General features: G+C 50.7%; 19 protein-coding genes, 7 pseudogenes and 1 CRISPR repeat array. Of the genes and pseudogenes, 6 read left to right on the top strand and 20 right to left on the bottom strand.

Annotation, left to right across the window (positions count from 1 at the left end):
- Window positions 1-310 precede the first annotated feature (310 nt).
- The gene (locus tag ETEE_RS21280; protein ID WP_227625186.1) at window positions 311-811 is read right to left on the bottom strand and encodes a PsaF/MyfF family fimbrial adhesin regulatory protein; all 501 of its coding nucleotides are present in this window, start codon (window positions 809-811) and stop codon (window positions 311-313) included.
- Entirely contained in the window at window positions 783-1,367 is a 585-nt protein-coding gene (locus tag ETEE_RS20175) for a winged helix-turn-helix domain-containing protein (RefSeq protein ID WP_071881910.1), read from the bottom strand. Before ETEE_RS20175 ends, ETEE_RS21280 begins: the two co-directional genes overlap by 29 nt.
- A gap of 595 nt (window positions 1,368-1,962) precedes the next feature.
- Here ETEE_RS20175 and ETEE_RS21910 point away from each other — a divergent pair.
- The 3 pseudogenes from ETEE_RS21910 to ETEE_RS21900 form a co-directional block, all read left to right on the top strand.
- Window positions 1,963-2,726, top strand: a pseudogene (locus ETEE_RS21910) (IS5 family transposase); the annotation flags it as partial.
- A 962-nt stretch (window positions 2,727-3,688) separates the two neighbouring features.
- Window positions 3,689-3,808 (top strand): annotated as a pseudogene (locus ETEE_RS21905) (IS3 family transposase); the annotation flags it as partial.
- A 135-nt stretch (window positions 3,809-3,943) separates the two neighbouring features.
- Window positions 3,944-4,136: pseudogene (locus ETEE_RS21900) on the top strand (recombinase family protein); the annotation flags it as partial.
- A gap of 62 nt (window positions 4,137-4,198) precedes the next feature.
- On the opposite strand, the pseudogene ETEE_RS20165 reads toward ETEE_RS21900, so the two are convergent.
- Window positions 4,199-4,882: pseudogene (locus ETEE_RS20165) on the bottom strand (IS3 family transposase); the annotation flags it as partial.
- Window positions 4,883-4,885: 3 nt separating this feature from the next.
- Here ETEE_RS20165 and ETEE_RS21010 point away from each other — a divergent pair.
- A pseudogene (locus ETEE_RS21010) lies at window positions 4,886-5,255 on the top strand (integrase core domain-containing protein); the annotation flags it as partial.
- 55 nt (window positions 5,256-5,310) lie between these two features.
- Window positions 5,311-6,193: a CRISPR direct-repeat array (repeat unit 28 nt; unit sequence GAAACACCCCCACGGACGTGGGGAAGAC).
- Window positions 6,194-6,244: 51 nt separating this feature from the next.
- Here the strand turns inward: ETEE_RS21010 and cas2e are convergent.
- The 9 genes from cas2e to ETEE_RS11960 are packed head-to-tail and all read right to left on the bottom strand — an operon-like array spanning window position 6,245 to window position 15,486.
- Window positions 6,245-6,484 carry a type I-E CRISPR-associated endoribonuclease Cas2e gene (gene cas2e / locus ETEE_RS20155; protein ID WP_235439428.1) on the bottom strand — a complete coding sequence of 80 codons (240 nt, stop codon included), beginning with the start codon at window positions 6,482-6,484 and terminating at the stop codon, window positions 6,245-6,247.
- 28 nt (window positions 6,485-6,512) lie between these two features.
- Window positions 6,513-7,391 carry a type I-E CRISPR-associated endonuclease Cas1e gene (cas1e, locus tag ETEE_RS11995; RefSeq protein WP_034165905.1) on the bottom strand — a complete coding sequence of 293 codons (879 nt, stop codon included), beginning with the start codon at window positions 7,389-7,391 and terminating at the stop codon, window positions 6,513-6,515.
- Window positions 7,392-7,394: 3 nt separating this feature from the next.
- On the bottom strand, window positions 7,395-8,108 hold the full coding sequence (cas5e, locus tag ETEE_RS11990; protein WP_034165906.1) for a type I-E CRISPR-associated protein Cas5/CasD: 714 nt from the start codon (window positions 8,106-8,108) through the stop codon (window positions 7,395-7,397).
- A gap of 3 nt (window positions 8,109-8,111) precedes the next feature.
- A complete protein-coding gene (cas7e, locus tag ETEE_RS11985; protein WP_034165907.1) occupies window positions 8,112-9,155 on the bottom strand; it encodes a type I-E CRISPR-associated protein Cas7/Cse4/CasC in 1,044 nt (347 codons plus the stop codon).
- Between the two features lie 12 nt (window positions 9,156-9,167).
- Window positions 9,168-9,803, bottom strand: a complete 636-nt coding sequence (gene cas6e, locus ETEE_RS11980) for a type I-E CRISPR-associated protein Cas6/Cse3/CasE (RefSeq protein WP_034165908.1) — start codon at window positions 9,801-9,803, stop codon at window positions 9,168-9,170.
- On the bottom strand, window positions 9,800-10,324 hold the full coding sequence (casB, locus tag ETEE_RS11975) for a type I-E CRISPR-associated protein Cse2/CasB (protein ID WP_034165909.1): 525 nt from the start codon (window positions 10,322-10,324) through the stop codon (window positions 9,800-9,802). The genes cas6e and casB overlap by 4 nt, the downstream gene beginning before the upstream one ends.
- Window positions 10,321-11,805, bottom strand: a complete 1,485-nt coding sequence (gene casA, locus ETEE_RS11970) for a type I-E CRISPR-associated protein Cse1/CasA (protein WP_034165910.1) — start codon at window positions 11,803-11,805, stop codon at window positions 10,321-10,323. Before casA ends, casB begins: the two co-directional genes overlap by 4 nt.
- 3 nt (window positions 11,806-11,808) lie before the next feature.
- Window positions 11,809-14,454 carry a CRISPR-associated helicase Cas3' gene (gene cas3, locus ETEE_RS11965; protein WP_034165911.1) on the bottom strand — a complete coding sequence of 882 codons (2,646 nt, stop codon included), beginning with the start codon at window positions 14,452-14,454 and terminating at the stop codon, window positions 11,809-11,811.
- Between the two features lie 27 nt (window positions 14,455-14,481).
- The gene (locus tag ETEE_RS11960) at window positions 14,482-15,486 is read right to left on the bottom strand and encodes a helix-turn-helix transcriptional regulator (RefSeq protein ID WP_034165912.1); all 1,005 of its coding nucleotides are present in this window, start codon (window positions 15,484-15,486) and stop codon (window positions 14,482-14,484) included.
- 250 nt (window positions 15,487-15,736) lie between these two features.
- On the opposite strand from ETEE_RS11960, the pseudogene ETEE_RS21895 reads away from it, so the two are divergent.
- A pseudogene (locus tag ETEE_RS21895) lies at window positions 15,737-16,530 on the top strand (IS256 family transposase); the annotation flags it as partial.
- Window positions 16,531-17,058: 528 nt separating this feature from the next.
- On the opposite strand, the gene ETEE_RS11945 reads toward ETEE_RS21895, so the two are convergent.
- Window positions 17,059-17,976 (bottom strand): hypothetical protein, encoded by a 918-nt coding sequence (locus ETEE_RS11945; protein ID WP_144242810.1) that lies wholly within the window; start codon window positions 17,974-17,976, stop codon window positions 17,059-17,061.
- A gap of 25 nt (window positions 17,977-18,001) precedes the next feature.
- On the opposite strand from ETEE_RS11945, the gene ETEE_RS11940 reads away from it, so the two are divergent.
- On the top strand, window positions 18,002-18,982 hold the full coding sequence (locus ETEE_RS11940; protein WP_000019440.1) for an IS5-like element ISKpn26 family transposase: 981 nt from the start codon (window positions 18,002-18,004) through the stop codon (window positions 18,980-18,982).
- Between the two features lie 37 nt (window positions 18,983-19,019).
- Here the strand turns inward: ETEE_RS11940 and ETEE_RS21005 are convergent, their stop codons facing one another.
- The 7 genes and pseudogenes from ETEE_RS21005 to ETEE_RS11905 form a co-directional block, all read right to left on the bottom strand.
- Complete coding sequence (locus ETEE_RS21005; RefSeq protein ID WP_038631457.1) at window positions 19,020-19,328, bottom strand: hypothetical protein; 309 nt, start codon at window positions 19,326-19,328, stop codon at window positions 19,020-19,022.
- A 281-nt stretch (window positions 19,329-19,609) separates the two neighbouring features.
- Window positions 19,610-20,071, bottom strand: a pseudogene (locus ETEE_RS22345) (winged helix-turn-helix domain-containing protein); the annotation flags it as partial.
- Entirely contained in the window at window positions 20,055-20,387 is a 333-nt protein-coding gene (locus ETEE_RS22340; protein ID WP_370634779.1) for a primase-helicase zinc-binding domain-containing protein, read from the bottom strand. The pseudogene ETEE_RS22345 and the gene ETEE_RS22340, both read right to left, overlap by 17 nt.
- Before the next feature lie 86 nt (window positions 20,388-20,473).
- A complete protein-coding gene (locus ETEE_RS11920; RefSeq protein WP_034166063.1) occupies window positions 20,474-20,794 on the bottom strand; it encodes a DUF5375 domain-containing protein in 321 nt (106 codons plus the stop codon).
- Window positions 20,791-21,018 carry a hypothetical protein gene (locus tag ETEE_RS11915; protein WP_034166062.1) on the bottom strand — a complete coding sequence of 76 codons (228 nt, stop codon included), beginning with the start codon at window positions 21,016-21,018 and terminating at the stop codon, window positions 20,791-20,793. Before ETEE_RS11915 ends, ETEE_RS11920 begins: the two co-directional genes overlap by 4 nt.
- On the bottom strand, window positions 21,015-21,566 hold the full coding sequence (locus ETEE_RS20140) for a host cell division inhibitor Icd-like protein (protein ID WP_071881908.1): 552 nt from the start codon (window positions 21,564-21,566) through the stop codon (window positions 21,015-21,017). The genes ETEE_RS11915 and ETEE_RS20140 overlap by 4 nt, the downstream gene beginning before the upstream one ends.
- Window positions 21,563-21,829, bottom strand: a complete 267-nt coding sequence (locus tag ETEE_RS11905) for a helix-turn-helix transcriptional regulator (protein ID WP_034166061.1) — start codon at window positions 21,827-21,829, stop codon at window positions 21,563-21,565. The genes ETEE_RS20140 and ETEE_RS11905 overlap by 4 nt, the downstream gene beginning before the upstream one ends.
- Between the last annotated feature and the right edge of the window lie 36 nt (window positions 21,830-21,865).

Raw genomic sequence — 21,865 nt, 5'->3', positions numbered from 1 at the left:
TTCCCCCTTCCATTAGATAATTCGATAGATGTTCAAAAAAAACGACTCTACAATAGCCACAAAAGCATAAGGCATGACGAGTATTAAAATAAGTTATTTACAATAAAAATAGAGGGGTGGGGCTATATTATGAGTTATTTTCATTATTAATAAATAATAATGAAAATAACTATGCGCCATCCGAATCAATAGCCCAAAGGGGATAGGATAGACCAGGATAGACCAGGATAGACCAGGATAGACCAGGATAGACCAGGATAGACCAGGTACCCTAGGTGATAAAAGCTATGAAGGTATTTGGATTCATGGTTTATTTGGAATGAAAGAAGCTATTATCGTGCCCTTCTCCTTCGAGAAATAGTGATGACGGGTATACAGACTTTCCATTTAAAACAATACCACCCCTGTCATTATCTAAAAAAAGCACACGCCTCCTAGATTTTTTATCAAAATCATAAAGACATGCCCTAATGCTACCTAGCTCATCAAAAGATGCAATATATTTAATAGCAGAAAAGGTTTTCTGATAATGTAAGGGGAGAAGATGGTATTTACCATTAAACAATTTAATAGCCACTCCTTCTTCCTCTTCAGCTAAGAGTAAATTTTTATTTTCATCGCTCACAAAGTGAGCCAGTTTGAACCTATAGTTACTGATAGATAAATCTATGTGCTCAACAACTCCTCTCGATTCATTATATGTATCGTTAAAATATCCATTGAATGTCCCCTTACCAAGTAGGATGATAGAAATCAATAAAACGATCAATACTACCTTGAAATTAATGACTACTTTCCAAGCATGTCGCATTGTTACACCGAATGACTTTGCCATTTGCATCATGAAATATAACTTCTCCATTTGAACTTTTCTTATACTTACTCATTTCCAGATGTCCAGAGGAAACATCCAGATCATTATCAACAATAATAAACGTATTACTCAACCAATCTAATAAACCGACTATAAAAATGGCGCCAACAGCAATAACAAATAGTGTTTTTATTTTAGTTACGCTGAATTTACTGTCAGACGCTAAGCTAATAGCCCCCTGGTTGATATCACACATGTCTATACTTATATATCCAGCAATATTATCAAAGCTGTATCCTTTACCTTTATGCGTTATTATCACTTGTTTTTCTGTTATTTTTTTTAAGGTATCCCTTATGTGTTTTATTGATACAGGAACAGAGCCAGCAGAAACGATACGATCTGGCCAGCATTTTTTTATGATATCATCACTTCCAAATATAACATTTGGATTGCTATATAATAAATATAGCAAAGCAACCTCACTAGCGGATAGAGCTTGCTCTTCCTCATTTATATATAGGGTTTCCCCTCTAATTATCAAAGCCGACACTTACCCTCCCCCTTCAAGAAGAAAACGAAGAACTATACATGAAAAACTATTAACAACATAAACGAATCATAAACAAATAATAAAAAGCATTACCACCAATACAAAATGGTTAATATGACTATTTTGCATATAACTCAATTTACAATAACAAAAAATATAATTACTGCATTAATTAAATTTGTCTATTCATTGTAAGATAATCACCAGTTACTCGAGTTACACTACATCCATTCTCTTCTCCGCCTTTCTGGCTTGTATCAATAATGTTATTTTATGATGTATTGATAGGAGATATGTTAAGAATATGTGCTCATGCAAGGCGCTTTTCTCTATCTTATTTGCATATATAAACTCAGACATAAGAATGTCAATTTCAATAGATAAGCACTCTAGCTCAGACACACAATCATAGCTATTCAAGACTAAATTCAAGTTCGCTCTCATACGCTCTCCATTTGTGTTATTTACTGAAGTAAAGTGACGAGGAATTATAGTCATCTGAATCAATATAAGTGCGATTATCTAAATAATCACATAATTACCTATTATTTATATTGCATATCGGCATTGTTGAGTAAATCGAACTGCTGCTGAGTTGAAAGATCAGATCACGTACCATCCGGCAACACAGCTGGTTCCGTAGCAAAGCAGACCACCCACTGGCGTAACGACAGCAAAGCATCCGTCAACCGAGGCGCCATCACTTCCTGTGTTGGATGACGAGATGATCCTCCCAGTATGAGTCAGTATCCCCCTCATCACGGGGGCGACCTCTGCGCTATTCTGACCTTGCCATCGTCGCCGTCATGGCAATTAAGCATATACTCCGACTCACCCAGTGGGTCGCACCGGGCTTTATTGATCCATTTTTCCCTGCTGGACATCCCATTGCACAGCCCTGATTACAGTCGTGTCAGTAAATGTATCAGGTAGGTTAACATCAGTTTTACAACGCCCAGCCGAGGTGAGATTACGCATAGGGTAATTGATGCCTCCGTGCTGAAGATCTTCGGTGACGGTGAGTGGAAAGTTCAAAAGCCTGGCAAAGAGCGTTATCGCATCTGGCGGAAACTGCATTTGACCATTGATGTGAACACACATGACATTATCTGTGCTACCCCTCTCGTTGAACCGACTCAGGGGCCCCAGCGGACTCATCCAACAGACTCACAGGAAAATCAGGTCAGCCGTGGCTGATGACACTTACAATACCCGGTTATGTCACGATAAACTGCATCGTAAGAACATTAGAGCCCCCTTCCTCCCCGAAAAGGGGCGGGTTACTGTCCGGTTGAGTATGCAGAGCACAATCGCGGCGTTGCGAATCAGCGACTGAGCGGGAGTCATGCGCGGTGGAAATAGATAATAGATTATAATCACCATTCAATCGCTGGAATCGCGAAAACCGTTGTTGGGAGTTTTACTGACGCTGTGGGCCTACAGAGGTCAGGCAACATAGGATCCATGGTACGAACATGGAGCAACAGGCAACGTATTTTCACCAGAGAATCAGGCTGGTAGCCGGAAAACCCACCCGAAATTTGATTTATTCAACAAAACCATTGTAACCATTAAATCCCCGTCAATATAGCTGATGGCAACCAAGCACTCATGTCGATTACGTAGCGGAGGCTATAATCTTATCAATTATGAATACATATTCTTTTTTAAAACACGAAATAATTGGCTGTATATTACAGGTTTCAGTAGCATGTGCATCTGTATCTCCCACATAGATGAACAGAGGTTTACATGGAATATATAGAGCAAGAGATTTCGGCTACGTCAAGTTTAACCAAGATGCAAAACACCGCAATTTTATACTTTCATAAATTTATCGGAAATGATAAATTCTCTTGCTATTGCGACAATCCAAATGAGGATTTTATTTTCCTTGCTGACTTTAATTTATTAGGAATAAGTCGTGATTTTTTACAAAAGCATGATATGATTTTAATCACATACTGTTTAAGTTTAAGTGAGTCGAAAAAGAAAGAGCAAAAGAACAGCCTTCATTATTATGAGTTAATAGCCACATATATTGACATCGTGTTTTAGCATCTCAATGGAAACGAAATTCTCTACTCGAGCCATCTTGATATATATAATGTAAGACTCTAATCATGCCTCATATAATATATACGGTAAAAGTTTATCGAGTAAACAGAGTGACAAAGTCAGTGTAGACAGGCGAACTGGCAAATAACTACCAACCAAAGAGATCATCAGATGTTTAAAATACTATATCGTGCGCGAACTCTATCCACTGACTTTTTCAGATTTTGCATATGCAAATCGTCAACTCTTTACATCGGAGCATCAGTGTCGTGGTCGAATCCTTCTTCAGTTCACTGAAAAAAAAGTACTACGGAAAACGCCGCTATAAAACCCGGGAGCTAGCCCGGGAAAACATCTTCGACGACATTGAAATCCTCTGGTCCGGGCGGATTGTTGGTGTGCTTATACTCATGCGCGGATGCTGCGCCACATACTTCCCCTTTTACCAGAACTGAACCTCTGTATGACTCGCCTTCGGCGACAGGCCCTGACCAACCTGTTCGTGCGGAACCGAATGTAACATGATTGACGACCTATCAACCCTTGAGATACTACAGGCCAAGGGGAGAAGGTTATTAGGTTGCGTGAAAAATTCGACCTGACAATGCCAGTTGGTAAAGCCACGTTAACAATGATGGCCGGATTAGTCCGTTTTGAAAAAAACTTACAGCGGAACAGAGAACGCTAGGAATCAAACGAGCTCAGTCTGAAGAGGGTTAACTGTGTAGTGGTCAACTAATTTTGGCCACACGACCTGACTGTTCATGAAACAGTCACTCTGATTTATTTGGCGTTAAGCCGCCGTTATACCTGTGAGGCCTGAGAGCACTGTAGTACCCCGTGATATACCGGGCTATGGATGACCGTGCTTCCCCGAAGCTTTTGTAGCCCGTCGTCAGCACCCATTCACTCTTCAGACTTCGGAAGAACCGCTCCATCGGACTGTTATCACAGCCGTTTCCCCGCAGACTCATACTCTGTGTGATCCGGTAGCGCCACAACACCTACCGGTACTTACGGCTGGTATAATGGCTCCCTTGATCACTCGCCAGATGGCCGTCCTCGTAACGCCCATGCCATCTGAAGTGCTTTTATGGTGAGGTCTGAGTCTGGTGAATACGGTAACGACCAGCCCACCGGTTTGCGGGCGAACAGATCCAGCACTACGGCCAGATAAGCCCACCGCTTGCCCGTCCAGATGTAGGTCACATCGCCGCACCAGGCCTGGTCTGGCGCTGTGGCGGTAAACTGCCGAGCAAGAAGATTAGGGGTTCAACATGCTCATTGCCCCCTCGTTTGTATTTATGCCCCGGCATCTGACAACTGGAGATACCCAGTTCCTTCATCACCCGCCCGGCCAGCCATCGGCCGAGTTTTACGGCCTTCATAGTGACCATCGTGGCGATGCTTCTGACACCGGCGGAACCCCCACTGGCGATCCAGGCTTCACTGACCAAGAGACAGCGTTCGTACTGGACGCGCTGGAGCTGGCGCTGTGGGCCCGTCGGCCATCAGCCCCCCTTCATCACAGCGACAAAGGCTCATAGTACGTATCGCTAGCGTACACACAGCGGCTACAGGAGGCGGAGCTTCTAGCTTCAACGGGCAGTACGGGTGACTCTTATGATAATGCCATGGCCGAAAGTATCAACGGTCTGTACAAAACACCGACAGAGCTGGAGAAACTGGCAGGAAGTGGCGCTGGCCACACTGGCGTGGGTGGACTGGTACAACAATCGTCGGTTGCTTGAGCGGCTGAGTCACATCCCACCCGCTGAGGCAGAAAAAGTGTATTACGCTCCCATCGGGAACGAGGCTATGGCAGCCTGAACTCCCGGACTTAACGCTCTCCCACAAAACCGAGACGGTTCACTGGCTGACTTTTGGAAACACCCCTCGGACGTGGGGAAGACGCACTCGATGTTGCCGGACAGATAGGTGTGAGAGAAACACCCCCACGGACGTGGGGAAGACGCAATTTGGTTCCGGCTAACAGCGCCTTGTACGGAAACACCCCCACGGACGTGGGGAAGACCTCATGACAACCATTTTGGATCGTTGCCGATTGGAAACACCCCCACGGACGTGGGGAAGACATTTACGTAACCGCGCTACACAGCCATCAATCAGAAACACCCCCACGGACGTGGGGAAGACGCTCAGGCGACCGGTGTAGAGCTTAAAGCGTCGGAAACACCCCCACGGACGTGGGGAAGACCGGCACATACATGGAAAAAGACTGGCTCAACGAGAAACACCCCCACGGACGTGGGGAAGACAGGCCGCGTCGGCGCTGAGTGCGCTGTCGGCGAGAAACACCCCCACGGACGTGGGGAAGACGGAGACGATCAGCGCAACTAACATCACCAAACGGAAACACCCCCACGGACGTGGGGAAGACCCCCGGCGCCAGGGTGTTTTTTCGTGGGCCAGAGAAACACCCCCACGGACGTGGGGAAGACGTCACATTGAGTGGATCATTGGTGTGCTGCTGAGAAACACCCCCACGGACGTGGGGAAGACTTCCTTTCGGCGCTACGATGTTGAGTAGTTGCAGAAACACCCCCACGGACGTGGGGAAGACTTTAGTACGCGCATGTTTCCGGCTCCATAAGCAGAAACACCCCCACGGACGTGGGGAAGACTACATCAGCCGTGAAGTGGTCGTCCTGCCCGGAAGAAACACCCCCACGGACGTGGGGAAGACAGCAGCTTTATCGCTATCGGTAATCATGCCGAGGAAACACCCCCACGGACGTGGGGAAGACCCCATTATATTGTTAAAGAGCATACTAAACCAACTACATATTGTGGTTAACTTACTGCTCGAGTCGCTTTTCTATCACCAACTGCAGGCCATTGATCTCACAGAGCGTCTTAGTCGGTGATCCTATGGTATGGATCTGATATCCCGGTGTTCTAGCAATGCTTTTAAATATCACCACACCCGCTGCCGGTGAGCAGTGTTGATAAAGGTATTCGATCACTGTGTCAGCAACCGAATCCTTGATACCGGAAACGAAGGTATTTGGCCGCGGTTCAATAAACCAAAGTTTCATTCGTCCTCGAACTGCTGGAGGTAAATCGTTAGCTAGCACTATCAGCATCAATATTTGCCCCTCCAAGTAGCTGTGGTATATCTCTGGCTACACTCGCGAGCAAATTCAGTTCTATCACCCGCTCTCGAAAACGAGATGAAACCAGAGCCTTCTCATAACGACCCGCCATCTCACGCGTCAGGGAGAAGGCAAGATCGATACAGAGGTTCTCTTTATAAAGATCGGCCAGATCGTAGACGAAAGGCAGCGGGCTACCTGAGTGAATAAACCCCATGTGCGGGGAATAACCCATGGCATGCAACGCCGAGCAAAGGATGCCGTAGAGAGCAGCATTAGCTGAAGTGAGCACTCGGTTGGTTGTATCGCTAATTTCCATCTTTCCCGGAATATACTGACGCCCTCGCCAACCAACCCCATATTGCTGGGCCTTTTGCTGATATAGGGCGCGTACCCGGCTACCCTCCATGCCCATCATCTCCTTGAGGCTCTTACCTGCCAAATCCGCATCGGGAAAACGATAGGCAAACATGCGGCGAGCTACCTCAAGGGATGACTTTTTATTACAGGCTAGCCGCATCTGATGCTGGAGGTTGCGCGTACTTGCGGTGGGTAAAAAACCCGCCGCATAGAAGAGCAGACTATCCTCACCCACCCAACAGATAGCACAGTTGGCCGCTGCAGCCGTTTTAACAGCCTCATGAGTCAAGCTGGTTCCAGGGCCTAACAGGATGGCGTTGAGCGTCGCTACCGGTAAACGTACAACCTGCCCTTCGGCATCGAGCCACTTTAAGCTGCTATCATCAATCTCTAAGCGCCCGCGCTCTAGGTAGATAAAGGGGTATTTATCCTTAACCTGAGGTAGAGACTCCCGGGTGATCTTGACGAATAGACGCTGACCACGACTCATGGTTTAGCCCTCGTTTATTAGCGTCACCTGCCGATCCCGATAACGCTTATGCTGACCAAACTGCAGCGGAACATCGTTTAATGTCAGCAGTTCTCCCCCTTCAGTAGCACCCTGGACCACCATAAAGTCCTGGGTTCGTTGCTTCTGCTCGGCCAGATTGAGGGCGGCTGTCAGCGCATCATCCCGGTTGGCAAATTGTCCCTGAAAGATAAACTCGCTGGGCACGCAGGTTTTTCTGCCGAGGGAGAGATCCCAGACCGGATTTTGCAGAGCCAGGACGACCTCGGTTAACAGGCCAGCAGGAGTCTGGAGCAGTACAGCAAACGCCTGGTCTTGCAGGTAATAGCGGTAGGTCATCTTTATGCCTCCCCCCACCGCTTTCTTTCCTTCACGGGTTTTGGGGATCAGCAGACTCTGCCAAGGGTCCCTGTCATCGTAACCACTGCCCACCATATGAAAATCGCGTAACAAAGGCTCTCGGGGCACGAGCGCCCCATTCTTGTCACGACGAGCAAAGCTGTGGACCTGCATATCAAGATCGGCAAATTGGGCAAGTAGGGATGTCTGAGGGCCACTCGCGCCCAAGGCGGCACAGACCACCCCGAGTACCCCGGACTTAGTTGGAAAAGGCAGGGTCTCACGTCGTCCAAAGCGGGAGTCGTGTCCCCAACTTTGTAGCGGCCCCTCCAGCCATAGCAACAGGTAAGGTTGACTCATGACTTACTCCACATGGTTTTGTAACTTAGCGATCAGGTGATCCACACTGAATGCCTCGTCCTCACCCCACTCATAATCTCCCAGCTTGCCAAACAGGCTGCCGGTGAGCGCCTCTTTCTTGCTGATATAGCCTTTGAGTGCTGCTACGCTGGGGACTAAAAAGCCACGACCAGCGGCTTTTACAGGTTCATCAAAGGGCACCTGCAAGCGCTGTCCTTTACGAACCAGCACCTTGGCAAACTCCCACGGGCTGGCGCCGGACTGGGTTGTCTGACGAGCCGCGGGAACCGCGACAAACAGCGCCTTGGTAAAGGCGGCGATGGCCTGTTTCAACTGGTCTTTATTGAGTTCATCCCCACCCATGGTGTCGGCGAGTTGCCCCAGATCCAGGCTGATATAGCGGTAGTAGGTAGCGGAGTTAAATTCCAGACCCCCCATGTGGGCCGAACCGGGCTCGTCTTGCCGATCATCCAGCGCGGTGAAGAACTCCACCTCATTGGCCACCTTGTGAGTCGAGATGGCATGGCTGAAAGAGGCGGCGGCTTCGACATTCATGTCTGCGGCCTTGGCAACCATGCGCCCAAAGAGAGCAATATCGAGCGCATCCAGGGCTGGGTTGAGGTTTTTTTTAGCCCGCTTAGCCAGCTCTTTATCTTTGATCTTGTTAGAATCGAACTCCTGCTCTCTAGCATAATCCGCTAAGGCTTCAGCCTCACTGTCGCTAATAAACAGCAAGGTATCATCGGCCAATAGCTCGGCAATCTTGCTCGCACACGCCTGAGCAGGCTCCTGTGCTGCACCCAGTTTGATGCAGTGTTCTGTGACAAGATCAGCGACCTTTTTAGTGCGAATACCCAGCTTAATACCAAACGCTTGCATGGCCAGACGCACCTGACGCTTCCAGCATTGGGAGCTAACCCTGGCGCGGGTGACGCCACCGACGACGGCCGTTTTGGGGGCTCCTACATCGTCCCGGTTCAGACACGTAACCGGAAAAGACTGCAGGATGTGAAACTCAATACGGGTATTTTTCAGCGCGTTATTCATGATGATTCCTTGTCAGAATAGAGGGAGTTCGATAAGGGGAACGACTTGCAACAGGCCACAGCCAAAGGCGCGGCCACGGCCCACTCCGTTGGCTACGCTCATGGCAAAACGTTCGGGGTCGGTCACGGTGAGATAACCGCTCAGGGTTGCCTGCTGCAGCGTGATAGCTCGCTCAGCGTTGCCCTTGAACTGGGCCACTCTCACGTCATCGACCTGAATACGCTCAGGGTCGATATAAAAGCCCCAGTTTGTGGCCGCGCGCTCGATAAACCAGTCGGCAATAGCCTCTCGCCCTTTCACTGGCTTGAGTTGACGGCTCTGGTTATCGCGTCTGGTCGGAGAGACGGTAACGGCAAAGCGGTAGTGACGATGCGCTAGAAAATCGTCAGGCAGCGGACGTGATTCAACCTCACCGTATTCACCGGTTTGAGGAAGGCGGTCCGAGAGCAGCAAGATCTGGCGACAACGGTGATCTCCCCCTTTATCGACCCATTGGATTCCGCTTGGTACGCTGGCCTGCTTTTGCATCTCTGAACGTACGTCCTCAAACAGTGTGTAAACCACCCGGTGTAGTGAGTAGAGGTCGGTCACTCGCAGCGCTTTCACTGCGGCCCGATCGAGGCGTAACACGCTGGCATAGAGGGTCATACTGTTATCTCCTTTTCCTGCCGGCCGTAGAACTGTTGAGCCCAGCGTGCTTTGGCGCGATCTGCACTGCGATGAAACCAGCGTAAGTCCACCAGCAGCGCCGCGTAATCGAGGGGTTGATTGACCCGACTCCGGATCAACGTCAACAACGGACGCAAAATGCGGCATACCTCTTCGGTATCGTCACAGGCAAGCAGGCGGCGTAGCCTGGCTTTGGCTTGATCGCTCTCGCGCCCCTCGCTAAAAGCGAGGGCTATCGCCTGCCCCAGTGGCAAGGTACCATTGCATGCCTGATCGCTGCGTGCCACGGCGGCGGCAATCAGGGCAAATGGCTGGCGCTCTTCGGCCCACTCCAGATTGATCCCGAAGGCGGCGAGGGTGTCCCAACTTTGATACTCGGTAGCAGGGTTATCGGCACGGCGCAGCCGGGCGGCAAATCCCTTGTCGTTTTGGCAGCGCTGACAGAGGTAGGCGACAAAATCCACCTCGCGACGCTGTGAGGCTTGCGGTTGCGTATTCATGATTGCTCCTGTTGCAAATAGGCGGAGAGGTTTGGCTTGGTTTTGGCCCAGGCATCCATCTGACGCGCCGTTTGATGGGGGCAAAACTGGTCAAATACCTGAGTGGTATAGCGGGCAAATTGACGGCGCAGCTGTTGTCGAGCCTTTACCTCATCACAACCATCGATCAGAGCCTGACTCTGACGCTCGCAGAGCTGCCAGAAAAGGTTGCTCGCCTGTTTGGCGAGCGACTCACCCTCCATCATCTGTGCCTTGTAATAGCCTATCACGCAGCCGTAAAGGGTCTTGGCCAGCCCATCTAACTGGCCTATCTCGGTTTGAAAACGGTTAAACCAGAGCGCGTTAACGTGGCTAGGAGAGAGCCAGCAAAGCGACTCGACCATATCGTCTGAACCGGAGGCATATTGTTCACCGGCATTACTGCTGACCCTTAATCCCCCAGACCAGATAGCAAAGTGAGCTACCTGCTTTTTAGCTTTGCGCAAAGCCAGTTTAATCTGATAACAATCAAGCGATTTTCCTCCTTGATCGATAAAACCGAGCAGGCTGGTCAATTCGCGCCAAGGACGGCGCTCGGGGTCTGCCCAGCGCGCCTTGGGCTCCTTACCGCTAATATCGATCGCCACTGAAGGGTCGAAGACGCCCTCTTTGTAGTTGCCATGTGCAATACCTTCGGAGTAATGCAGTCCCTCATCGGCCAATAAGCAGAAGCGGCACAATGGAACCAACCGCCCCATCAGAGAGCCCTTGAGCTGTTTAGCAACTTGGCAATCCTCCCCCTCTGGCATCTTCTCCCAAGGCGCTATACCCAAGCCAGATGGATAAAGAGTGAGATCAGCAATTTCAGCCTCGGTAAAGAGGTTGAGCCAGATACTCTCTAGCAATGATGTGCCCAAACAGTAATTATGCAGTAAGCCCATATATGCAACAGAGGGGCCTGGCTTGCCCGTTGATGGCTTCCCTTTATCATTGCTCTTACCGGTGTAACCCGGTGTTAGCACTACGCTGTTGTCGGTCTTCTTCCCCCCCAGCGCAAACCCCATCTGGGTGATCAATAGCAGCGCCCGCTCGCCATCATCGAGCGGCTGCTCAGCTTGGGACTGGGTCAACACCGTGGTATTGCCGGTCGCCACATTGGGCTGCACGGTGCCAAAACTCTTGATAGCGGCTTTGGCAATGGCAGGCATTTGAAGAAAAGGGGTCGGGCCGTAGAGATAGAAGCGATCGTGCCACTGGGCTAGATAGCGACAGACCCGCTCTGCCATGCCTTGCCAACCCAGTTGCTGCCACGCCGCCATATCTTTCGGTGTCGTCGCGGCTTGGGCGATAGCCTGCAGTAGCTTCAAAATGGCAGCCTTTTGCACCGGATTACCACCCAACATCCGGTATTCGGGGTGGGTGAAGATATCCTTAAGCCCGACCCGTCCTTTATCGGCCACCGGTATCCAGGGTTCGTCGATCAGATTGAAGCGATGTTCCACGGCTTACTCCTTGTATTGGGTAATGATGAGACCGATGTCATCCCGATAGCGATAAGAGAGGCGATCGCTTAAGGGGGCGGAGCACCCATCGACAGCATGTAATTGATGATCTGTAGCGACCAGGGCAATAGAAATAGCGGCGTCATCCTGATCCGGATGGCCGAGATACAGTACATGGCCCAGGCCTACTTTTTGGCACCAGAGCCGCTCCGCTGGCCGGGGCAGCTGGCTTAAACGGCAGCTGACTAGATGCTGGGTCACTCGTGCCGCACGGCCTCGCCACTCTGCTGGAGTAAGGCGATGTCCATGCCATGGAATAATGATCTGCTCACCATCGAGAAAGGTCAGGGTTGTAGCCTGATCGTGGTTGTTCAGAGATAGCCCCGACAGGAGCAACAAGTTACCGCTCTCTTGCTCGCTATAGCGGGTTTGTGCCTTGGCCTCGGGCAGGGTCTTGCCTCCTTTGGAGAGCGTAAGTCGCGCCAGCTGCCGAAGCGTATTAACCCCTTTACGCCGGTGCGAACCCTCAAAGAGCTCTCGTTTCCAGCGCACCATCGCGTCATCTTCGTCGCGTTCCCGATAGGTGGACTCCACCAGCGTGCGGATATGGTCAGGCAAGGAGACCATCCCCTCCTTCACCTGCACAAGCCACACCTCTAAAGAACGACAAAGCAAATAAGGTGAGTAGACGTGGGCTGTTGCACCAAAGGCCTGATAGGGATCTTGGCGCGCTGTATCAAGGTCTGGGGCAAGGATCCAGGCCTCTCTACTGGCTTCTGGCGGCCTAGGTGTCTGTTCATGGCGCCAGAGGCGACCCAAACGCTGAAACAGCATATCGCTAGGCGCCATGCGGCTGACTAGAAAATCGGCATCAATATCAAGTGATTGCTCAAGCACCTGAGTGCCTATCAAAATGCGCCCTTGCTCCCTGCGAGCAGCTCTGCCCACTTTGCCATAGCAGCCAACCCAATGAGCCTCGTTTTTTTGCCGATGCAGTGCGGTAAACCGAGAGTGCAGTAGACCGCAGGCTACCCCCAGCTCTTGGGCTCTGGCAGCCAGATCGAGATAACGCTCCTGTGCCTCAGCTACCGTATTTTCAATCCACAGCACCTGCTGGTCTTGGGCCGCTCGCTTTAGCACTTCCTCTAATACAGTCTGATCCGCCATGGCCTTGCACTGCAGGTGAACTGCGCGGGATGCTTCCGGTGTCACCGGGAGCTCTTGCAACGGTGATGGCGTGATACCTGGTGATACCGAGATGAGCGGGTAGGCATCTCGCTGTGCCGGCTGCCCGAGCAACTCACTGCGGCGAGCCTGGCTTAACGTAGCGCTGAGAATAATCACAGTACAATGCAGGGTGCGAAGTAGTCGGATCAGCTCGTCGAGGATCACTCCGGTGTAAGCATCGTAACTGTGTACCTCATCGAGGATCACCACCTTGCCCGCCAGGCCAAAGGCCCTGACAAAACCGTGTTTGACGTTCATGGCGGCCATTAGTGCCTGATCGAGGGTACCCACGGCAAAGGGTGCCAACAGGCCACGCTTGGCACTGTCAAACCAGCTGCGGCCGGGTTTACCCTCTTCGCCCCACTCCTGATTTACCAACCAGGCGCTGCCATGAAGCAGTAGGGAGTGACGGTGTGGACTCTCTGCGGTCAGGATCTGCTTGAGGTAGCCATTGAAGCGGTCTAACAGCTTGTTAGATGTCAGCTGAGTGGGCAGCGCAAAATAGATGCCTGTGGCCTTTCCCTCTTCCAACATCTTGTAGGCTGCATAGAGCGCCGCCTCGGTCTTACCAAGCCCCATGGGCGCCTCAAGCACATAAACACCGACGCCTTGGCTATGCTGGTGGAGAAGCTGCTGAGGCTCATTGGGTTGATAGGGAGTCCCATCCTCAGCAGTGAAAATATCACCAAAGGTCAGCCCATGACGTACCTGAGGCAATACAAACCCGGCATCATCTAATGCTTGCCCTATTCTGGGTTGCCAGGGGATGGCAGGATCTTCAAAGTGAGGACCAGAGCCAATCCAATCCGCTACGGTAGTCAGCCCTGCCAATATTCTGGCCTGCGCCGGCGTCGTGATAATGGGGATCGCTTCCCCCATTGCCCGTTGTAACGCCGCCACCAGCTTGCAGCGCTCTGTCTGCCAGGGCTCTCCTCCCAAAGGCGGCGCATCGGCCGTCAACATCACCTCGGGCGGATTAAAGCCGTGGTGCTGCCCAGCGATGCTAGGTACAAACGGGTTGCTTGTGATTGCGGCGAGGGCCAACTCGCTGACGCCAGCATGGCCCCCCCATTCACACTCCTGTATTGCGCGAAATTGGGGCATTCGCTGTAACCAAGAGGAGTGATCCCCCTCCACCGCACACTGTAATTTGAGGAAAAATACGGGGCTGACCTTACCGATATCGTGAAGAGCGGCCTGGAGTGCACTCCCGGGTGGAAAGAGTGAGTGTCGAATCGTCGCGGGTATCCGCTCCAGCAAAGTTTTGGCCGTTTGCCCCACTATCTGACAGTGGTTAAACACACTCCGCCCCAAATGGGGTACGCCTTGCCGATCTTTATAGGTCTTAGCCGGACACAATTCAAAGGGGACAGCCGCGATCGGTGACTCCGTATCCGCCGCTTTGCGCCTTCGGTTTATCATATCGCAGTCGCCCTTTGTTTTATCACCTTAGCCATTATCTTCCCCCCACTGGCTCAGGGGCTGGACTACTGATGTCCCTGCTCCATGTTTTTTTAATCCCGCCACCATGGCGGCTATCACACACTGACGTAACTCCGGTGGTGCCAGCACGTCGATCTCACCGCTAAAGCGCATCAGGTCACGCACCAGTTCGCGTTGATCGGCATAGGGAAAGCTCAGACGAATATGGCCGCTCTGCTCTAATGTCTGAATTTGATCTCGATGCCACTGCACATCTCTGACCCAAGGGGCCACGCTGGGATCAAAGCGTAGCTCGGCTTGCTGCAAGGTACTGCCTACAAAGATGCCATAGCCACTGGAAAAGAGTGCGTCCAGCTCCTGCGTCTCGCTGTCGTAGGCGGTCTCATCAAGCTCAAGGGGTTCGGTAATGCGGCTCAAAGCGAAGATGCGGAGTGCCTCTCGTTCGTGGCACCAGGCGAGCAAGTACCAGTTGTCCCGATACCAGCATAGGCGCTGGGGAGAAACGCACCGAATGTCGGCCTGATGCGAGGTTGCACGATAGTGGAGTTGGAGTCGATGCCTAGCAAACAGGGCCTGCACCAGGGGTAGGAAGAGTTCAGGTGCTACATACTGGCGCCCTATGCTCTCAACTCGCAGCCGGTCTGCCTGACCCTTCCACTGGGGGCCGAGTAATGTGCCGATGCGCTCCTGCAGTTGCGCCAGCCCCTGTTGGTGTAGTCCAGGCTGCACATCTTGTAGCAGACGATTGGCCATCAACAGGGCGAAGGCTTCTGATGCGGTAAACCAGACACCGGGTAAGGTAAATCGGCCATCATCGGTATCGTAACGATAACCTCGGGCGACCGGATCCCATAGGATTGGTGCCTGATAGCGGTCTCGCAACAATTCCAGTAACCGTTTGAAGGTACTGGCAGAACACTCAAGCCGCTCCAGAATGACTGAGCGTGGAACGGGGTAGCGAAAATCCAATAGTAATTGGTGTAATGCAATGGCTCGATTAAGTTGTTCCATCTCTTTTTAAATTATTGATAAATGTAAATTAGGGTAATACACCTCAAAGAAAAAAAATTTATTGAGTCTCACAGATATCGGTAAGCCCGCGCATATATTTGTCTAATTGATTGATTTTGATATGTTCAATCCAACATTAAATACCGATTGATTTATGAACGAAAAACAGTTGCCGGCTCTGACTAACCAACTGGCCAACATCATCCCCCTTAGAATCTCAACCAGTTCGATCGCCTGCTGAGGAAAATCTGTGTCGAAGCGGCGCGACGCTCAAAGAGAGCCGATGCTGTCATGCGCAGCTGTCGCATGGCAGCACCGGCCGCGGGCTTCAGCTGATCCAATTGTTTATTTTGATAATATTTCTCTAAACGTTCGACAATATAGTCGTATCCTCGATAAGTCGGTGTTTCTAACACTGGGTATCAATATCAAAGGCCAGAAAGCATTGTCGGGGATGTGGATAGCCGAAAATGAAGGCGCCGAATTCTGGCTAAGCGTGCTGACGGAGCAGAAGCATCACGGACTGAACGACGCTTTCATCGCTGGTATTGGCGGCCTAATACAGCGTATCCGTAGGAGCATATCCCATTATGTATCATGCATAGGATGCACAACCGCCTGCGTTTTGCCTCCGGGAAAGAGTACAAGGCCGTCACCCGTGACCTGAAAGCTATCGACCAAGCTCCCACGGAAGATACAGGCTTGCAGGCGCTGGAAGCGCTCTCCAGCGACTGGAGCAACTGAGATCCGCAGATAAGACGCCGCGGGTAGGCCAACTGGGAGAACCTGACCACTTCCTTTTCCTACCCAGCGGACATCCACCTTGTGATCTACACGACCAATACCATCGAGTCGCTAAACAACGTGATCAGACACGCCATCAAAAAGCGTAAGGTGCTCCCGATGGATGACACAGTGAAAAAGGTGGTGTGGCTGGCAACCCAGGCGGCGTCACAGAAATGGACTATGCCGCTGAGGGGCCGGCGCATGGCGATAAGTCGCTTTATTATCAAGTTCGGTGACCGCCTGGACGGTCATGTCTAAAAAAGGCATTTACACAGAATCGTGTGCAGGGTCTACCTCGCACCGAATCACCTGACGCAGCACACCATTTAAATCGACTCATTCTTGGCGGAGAATGGCGAAGATAACAGGAACCAATAAAACATAGTAACATTATGATTTAATTTATAAAAATTAAATAGAAGAATAAATCTATACACACTCCTATACATATTGGCAGGCGAGTTCATTTTTCATACAAATTAAAGAACAGAAAAAAACTTTTTTTGGGGAAAACTGTTCACACTATTCACAATGCCTTTTTTCAATTAATATTCAAACAGTTATGTGGTGAATGGTTGGTGAACAGTGAACACTTTACTGTTCACTGTTGCTACCATACAGAAAAATGGCCTTCTATTAAGTATGAAGGGGGGCACCTGTAGTGCTGACCAATCTTCTTACTCCCAATCTTATTCAACATCATTCATAATTGGCGATAGATATAAGTACTATTCTCATTTTTTCATTTAAATAGAAAAGTGTACCTGTATACCTTTGAGTCGACATTTAAAATTCCTGTGCGTAGATGACGACTGTATCATGTGCATCGATAACCGAAGCATTCTTATACAATACTTCCAACTCATCACGTGATAGTTCTCTAGAACCGACCTTTCCCCTATTAAATAGTTCTTCAAATAGCTCAGCAGAAAGAGATACTTCTTTTACTTTATCATATTCAAGTAATTCACCACCTTGCTTTCCTACTGATTTACAGTCATTTATTCTACAGATAGGTAGGTGTTCACCCGTGGAAATAAATTTTTGATCTGCATGTTGCAACCTGTCAGTTGGTCTCAAGAATCCTGCGCAACAAGGGAATCTATAAGTATTATCTCCTTTTTGAAGAGAACAAATATCATTTCCACACGTAAACTTTCTCATTTTATCTATTTGATCTCTCATTCTACTATCTGATATGTATAATTTTTTATCCTCCCATATTTTGTACTGAACAATGACCACACTTATCTTTCCTGACTTCTCATTATGCCGCTCATATATTATATCTGCGCCAGTAATATGCTCCGGTCTATCTGGATGTAGCACACGAAGCCTTAGATAATTACCATCGGGCAATTCAAAGTCTTTATAAGCATGCCCCTTAGATAATTCAGGAAGATTTCTCTCGGCATTATAAGCATCTCTAAAAATCAGTTGATTTTCAGAGTGTGATTTTATCTCCAGTTCAGATTTTGCTTTTAAAAGCTGAGCCAATCTCCTCTTGAGTTGATCGGATTTTTGTTTATCACCTCTATTTTTTCTAGCTATTGATATGAGTGATTCGTAATCTTCAATATCCGTCAAAACAAGTTCCAGCGCAGTAATAGGGAACTCATTTTTTATTGATCTGAGCTCAGCTTTTTGACGATATTCCTTAGGGAAGGTGCGAACAAGTTCCTGATATGAGATCATCATATTCATCCGGAGCGCATCCCAGAGGGACATCATGAGCCATCAACTCACCTTCGCCGATAGTGAATTCAGCACTAAGCGCCGTCAGACCCGAAAAGAGATTTTCCTCTCCCGCATGGAGCAGATTCTGCCATGGCAGAATATGACCGCTGTCATCGAGCCGTTTTATCCCAAGGCGGGCAATGGCCGACGGCCCTATCCGCTGGAGACCATGCTGCGTATTCACTGCATGCAGCATTGGTACAACCTGAGCGACGGTGCCATGGAAGATGCCCTGTACGAAATCGCCTCCATGCGCCTGTTTGCCCGATTATCCCTGGATAGCGCCCTGCCGGATCGCACCACCATCATGAATTTCCGCCACCTGCTCGAGCAGCATCAACTGGCCCGTCAATTGTTCAAGACCATCAATCGCTGGCTGGCCGAAGCAGGCGTCATGATGACCCAAGGCACTTTGGTGGATGCCACCATCATTGAGGCACCCAGCTCTACCAAGAACAAAGAGCAGCAACGCGATCCGGAGATGCATCAGACCAAGAAAGGCAATCAGTGGCACTTTGGCATGAAGGCCCACATTGGTGTCGATGCCAAGAGTGGCCTGACCCACAGCCTAGTCACCACCGCGGCCAACGAGCATGACCTCAATCAGCTGGGTAATCTGCTTCATGGAGAGGAGCAATTTGTCTCAGCCGATGCCGGCTACCAAGGAGCGCCACAGCGCGAGGAGCTGGCCGAGGTGGATGTGGACTGGCTGATCGCCGAGCGTCCCGGCAAGGTAAAAACCTTGAAGCAGCATCCGCGCAAGAACAAAACGGCCATCAACATCGAATACATGAAAGCCAGCATCCGTGCCAAGGTAGAGCACCCGTTTCGCATCATCAAGCGGCAGTTCGGCTTCGTGAAAGCCAGATACAAGGGGCTGCTGAAAAACGATAACCAACTGGCGATGTTATTCACCCTGGCCAACCTGTTTCGGGTGGACCAAATGATACGTCAGTGGGAGAGATCTCACTAAAAACTGGGGATAACGCCTTAAATGGCGAAGAAACGGTCTAAATAGGCTGATTCAAGGCATTTACGGGAGAAAAAATCGGCTCAAACATGAAGAAATGAAATGACTGAGTCAGCCGAGAAGAATTTCCCCGCTTATTCGCACCTTCCTTAGTGGTATCACTCTCACGCTCCCGTCTTAAAAGACTATTGTCAGGGCCGAGTAGTTCAGGATAAAGAACCCCTCCCAAATCTAACGCATTGTCGTATGTAGATTTACTCATGCTACCTTTTGAAGCGATTTTTACCATGCCTCTTATTGCGTTCAGCGCTATCCACTCTTGGTTGATTCTGTCATCACCAGTATTCATCATTGTTCTCCTTAATCATTGAGTTTCTCGCAATCGATTCGAATAGGGTTACCATCAAGTAATTTAATAAACATTTCCCGTAAAGAAGTTGATTCGTTGACTATTGATATTGTCAAAAAAACATGTGACAAAATAAAAGCATTCCACGCCCCCCCCTCAACAAGAATCAAAATAATATTAATCATTTGATCAATTGATAGCAATTACTAGATGGCGATCCTCCGTTTCTCACCTTGCCGATTTAGACATAAAAAAAGACCAGCAATGCCGGTCCGGGTAGGTTATGTCGCGGTGGGCTCATCGCACTTCGGCAGCCAATCGGCGTTGCTTTCCTCCCTGAGCGCGAGATTGGTCTGCATGCCCTGATTTGTGCGCCGTTTATCGTAATTCAGACCGTACTCTTTGAGCATGGCTGAGAGCCCCTTGCCGAACATGGTTAGGCTGAGTGCGTTCCTGTAGCCATGGGCCTCCATGTACACCAGATAGGCGTGATACAGATACAGGCGCGGCTGTCGCGGGATGATATTCGCATTTCCCATATACATACCGTCAGGCTCGGGCAGTGCCTCCAGATAACCACAAAAATCAAACGTCGGGTCGGCGTCGCGCTTGATGCAGAGTGCCTCGTCGGAGTTCTGCTGCGACTGCAGCAGTGTGCGCGCGGTCATCGGGTCCCTGAACGTCTGCATGAGCTGGCGCACGATGACGACCAGCTCCCGGGCGATTTTATCCCTGAGCTGTGGCCGGTCGGGTTTTCTCCATGAGTTTTACGGCCAGCGCGGTCGCCGCTTTGCGGTCGGCCTCCGTTCCGGCCTCTGCGGCCGCAATCACCTTCGGGGCAACCGGCGGCAGGTTGCCGATCACCGCATTCACCTTATCGGCGGCCTCTACGGCCAACACACCGAACACCTTTTCGACCAGCCTGAGCCCGTCTCCTGAACCACACCGATTGCAGTACCACGTACCCCGCCCCTCCAGATCATCAAGGCGAAAGCGGTCGCTACGCGCATCACCACCACAAATCGGGCAGGGCTGATGGCGGTTTTTCCTTATCTTCATCCCCAGCGCCGATAAAATATGTAACCAGTGGCCGCGCGCCAGATTAACGGTGTCCGTAACGTTCATGTCCATTGTTGTTTTCTCCCTCAGTGCAATACCGGCGCGTTAATGTGACGGGCGCAGAGTTCATCCATCACGGCAATGCCGAGAAAGGACAGTGACGGGGCGGCCTTGAGTGGTCCGGCTTCCATTAAATCTTCCAGTAACGCACAGGCAATCTGGCGGCCCTTCTCCTCGCCGTGCTGGCGCAGGTAAAAGCCCTCCAGCTCGGTGGCAATGGCATTTTCCAGCGTATCGAGGGTGAATGCCTGATAGCGGTGCTGACGCGCGCACAGGGTCAGCCAGGCGCAGGCAACGGCACGGCGGTACAACGCGGCACGCAGGACAGGCGGTAATGGCGTAGTCATACATTGTCCTCCCCGGCAAGCCAATGCTGGTTACAGCGCTCGACCACGCTATTGAGCTGGGCGGTCATCAGGTATATCAGGGAGGTGAGCTGGAGATTTTGCTCCGGGTTACGTTGAACGGTTATACATGCCCGCTCTTGCATCAGTTCACCGACCAGTTGGCCAACATTGCGCAGGTGATCGAGGCATTCGAGGTCTTGCAAGGCGATAGTGGTATGCTTCATGCGTACACCCCCGTCACCGGCAGGCGACCGGCAAAGGACAGGACATACTCACGGGCAAGGGAACGGCGGGCACTGCGTTCGTTATCAGCTACGGTGCGCAGCATACAGATATGGGAATGACGATCGGCGCGGCGGACAGCGGCGAAGACAAAGACAAACTGCGGGTGTGACGGGGTGAGGATCGTAGCCATGATGGCAACCTCCATTGAGTAGCGGTAAATGCCACCACCGGAGTTCCTACGCTCATGGGTGGTGACCCGAACGGGGGTAGGAATACCGGCCTCAATGGATACCGGCCAGCCCGAAGGCTGCCCCGCCCGGGCCACCATTATCTGACTTGGGCCACGGTGTAAGCACCACAGCCCAGAAAATGGGTGTACCTGGACAACGACGCAAAAAAAGACGCCTGGCGCGTCTGGTGTCGCCACTGAGTAACTCGGGTTCCTACGCCCGGCTGCCGATTTTGCGACAGCGGAAAAACTATACCCAAAAACAGCCAACAGACGCAAGCCAGAAAAAGGGGGGTTTTGCGGTGCGAGGATCATCATGCGTCGTAGCTCCGGTTACGGTCGGCGATACGATCGGCCATCCACGCAGTGATTTCCGACTGTACCCAGGCCACATTTTTACCGCCGAGCGAGATTTGTTTCGGAAAGGCCTCGCGGCTGATGAGATCGTAAATGGTTGAGCGCGACAACCCGCAAAGGTGGATCACTTCGGGCAGACGGATAAAGCGTTCCTGAACCGAATCAGGAACCGGCATCATCGGGGCGGCAGGGGCTGAGGACGGGGAAGAAAAAGCAGTGTGCATAGGGCTACCTCATAAAATCCATACAAATCCGGTCGT

This window comes from Edwardsiella anguillarum ET080813 (assembly GCF_000264765.2).
Classification (GTDB): domain Bacteria; phylum Pseudomonadota; class Gammaproteobacteria; order Enterobacterales; family Enterobacteriaceae; genus Edwardsiella; species Edwardsiella anguillarum.
The sequence above is the reverse complement of the archived record's forward strand: the minus strand, read 5'-3'. Positions and strand labels throughout refer to the sequence as shown.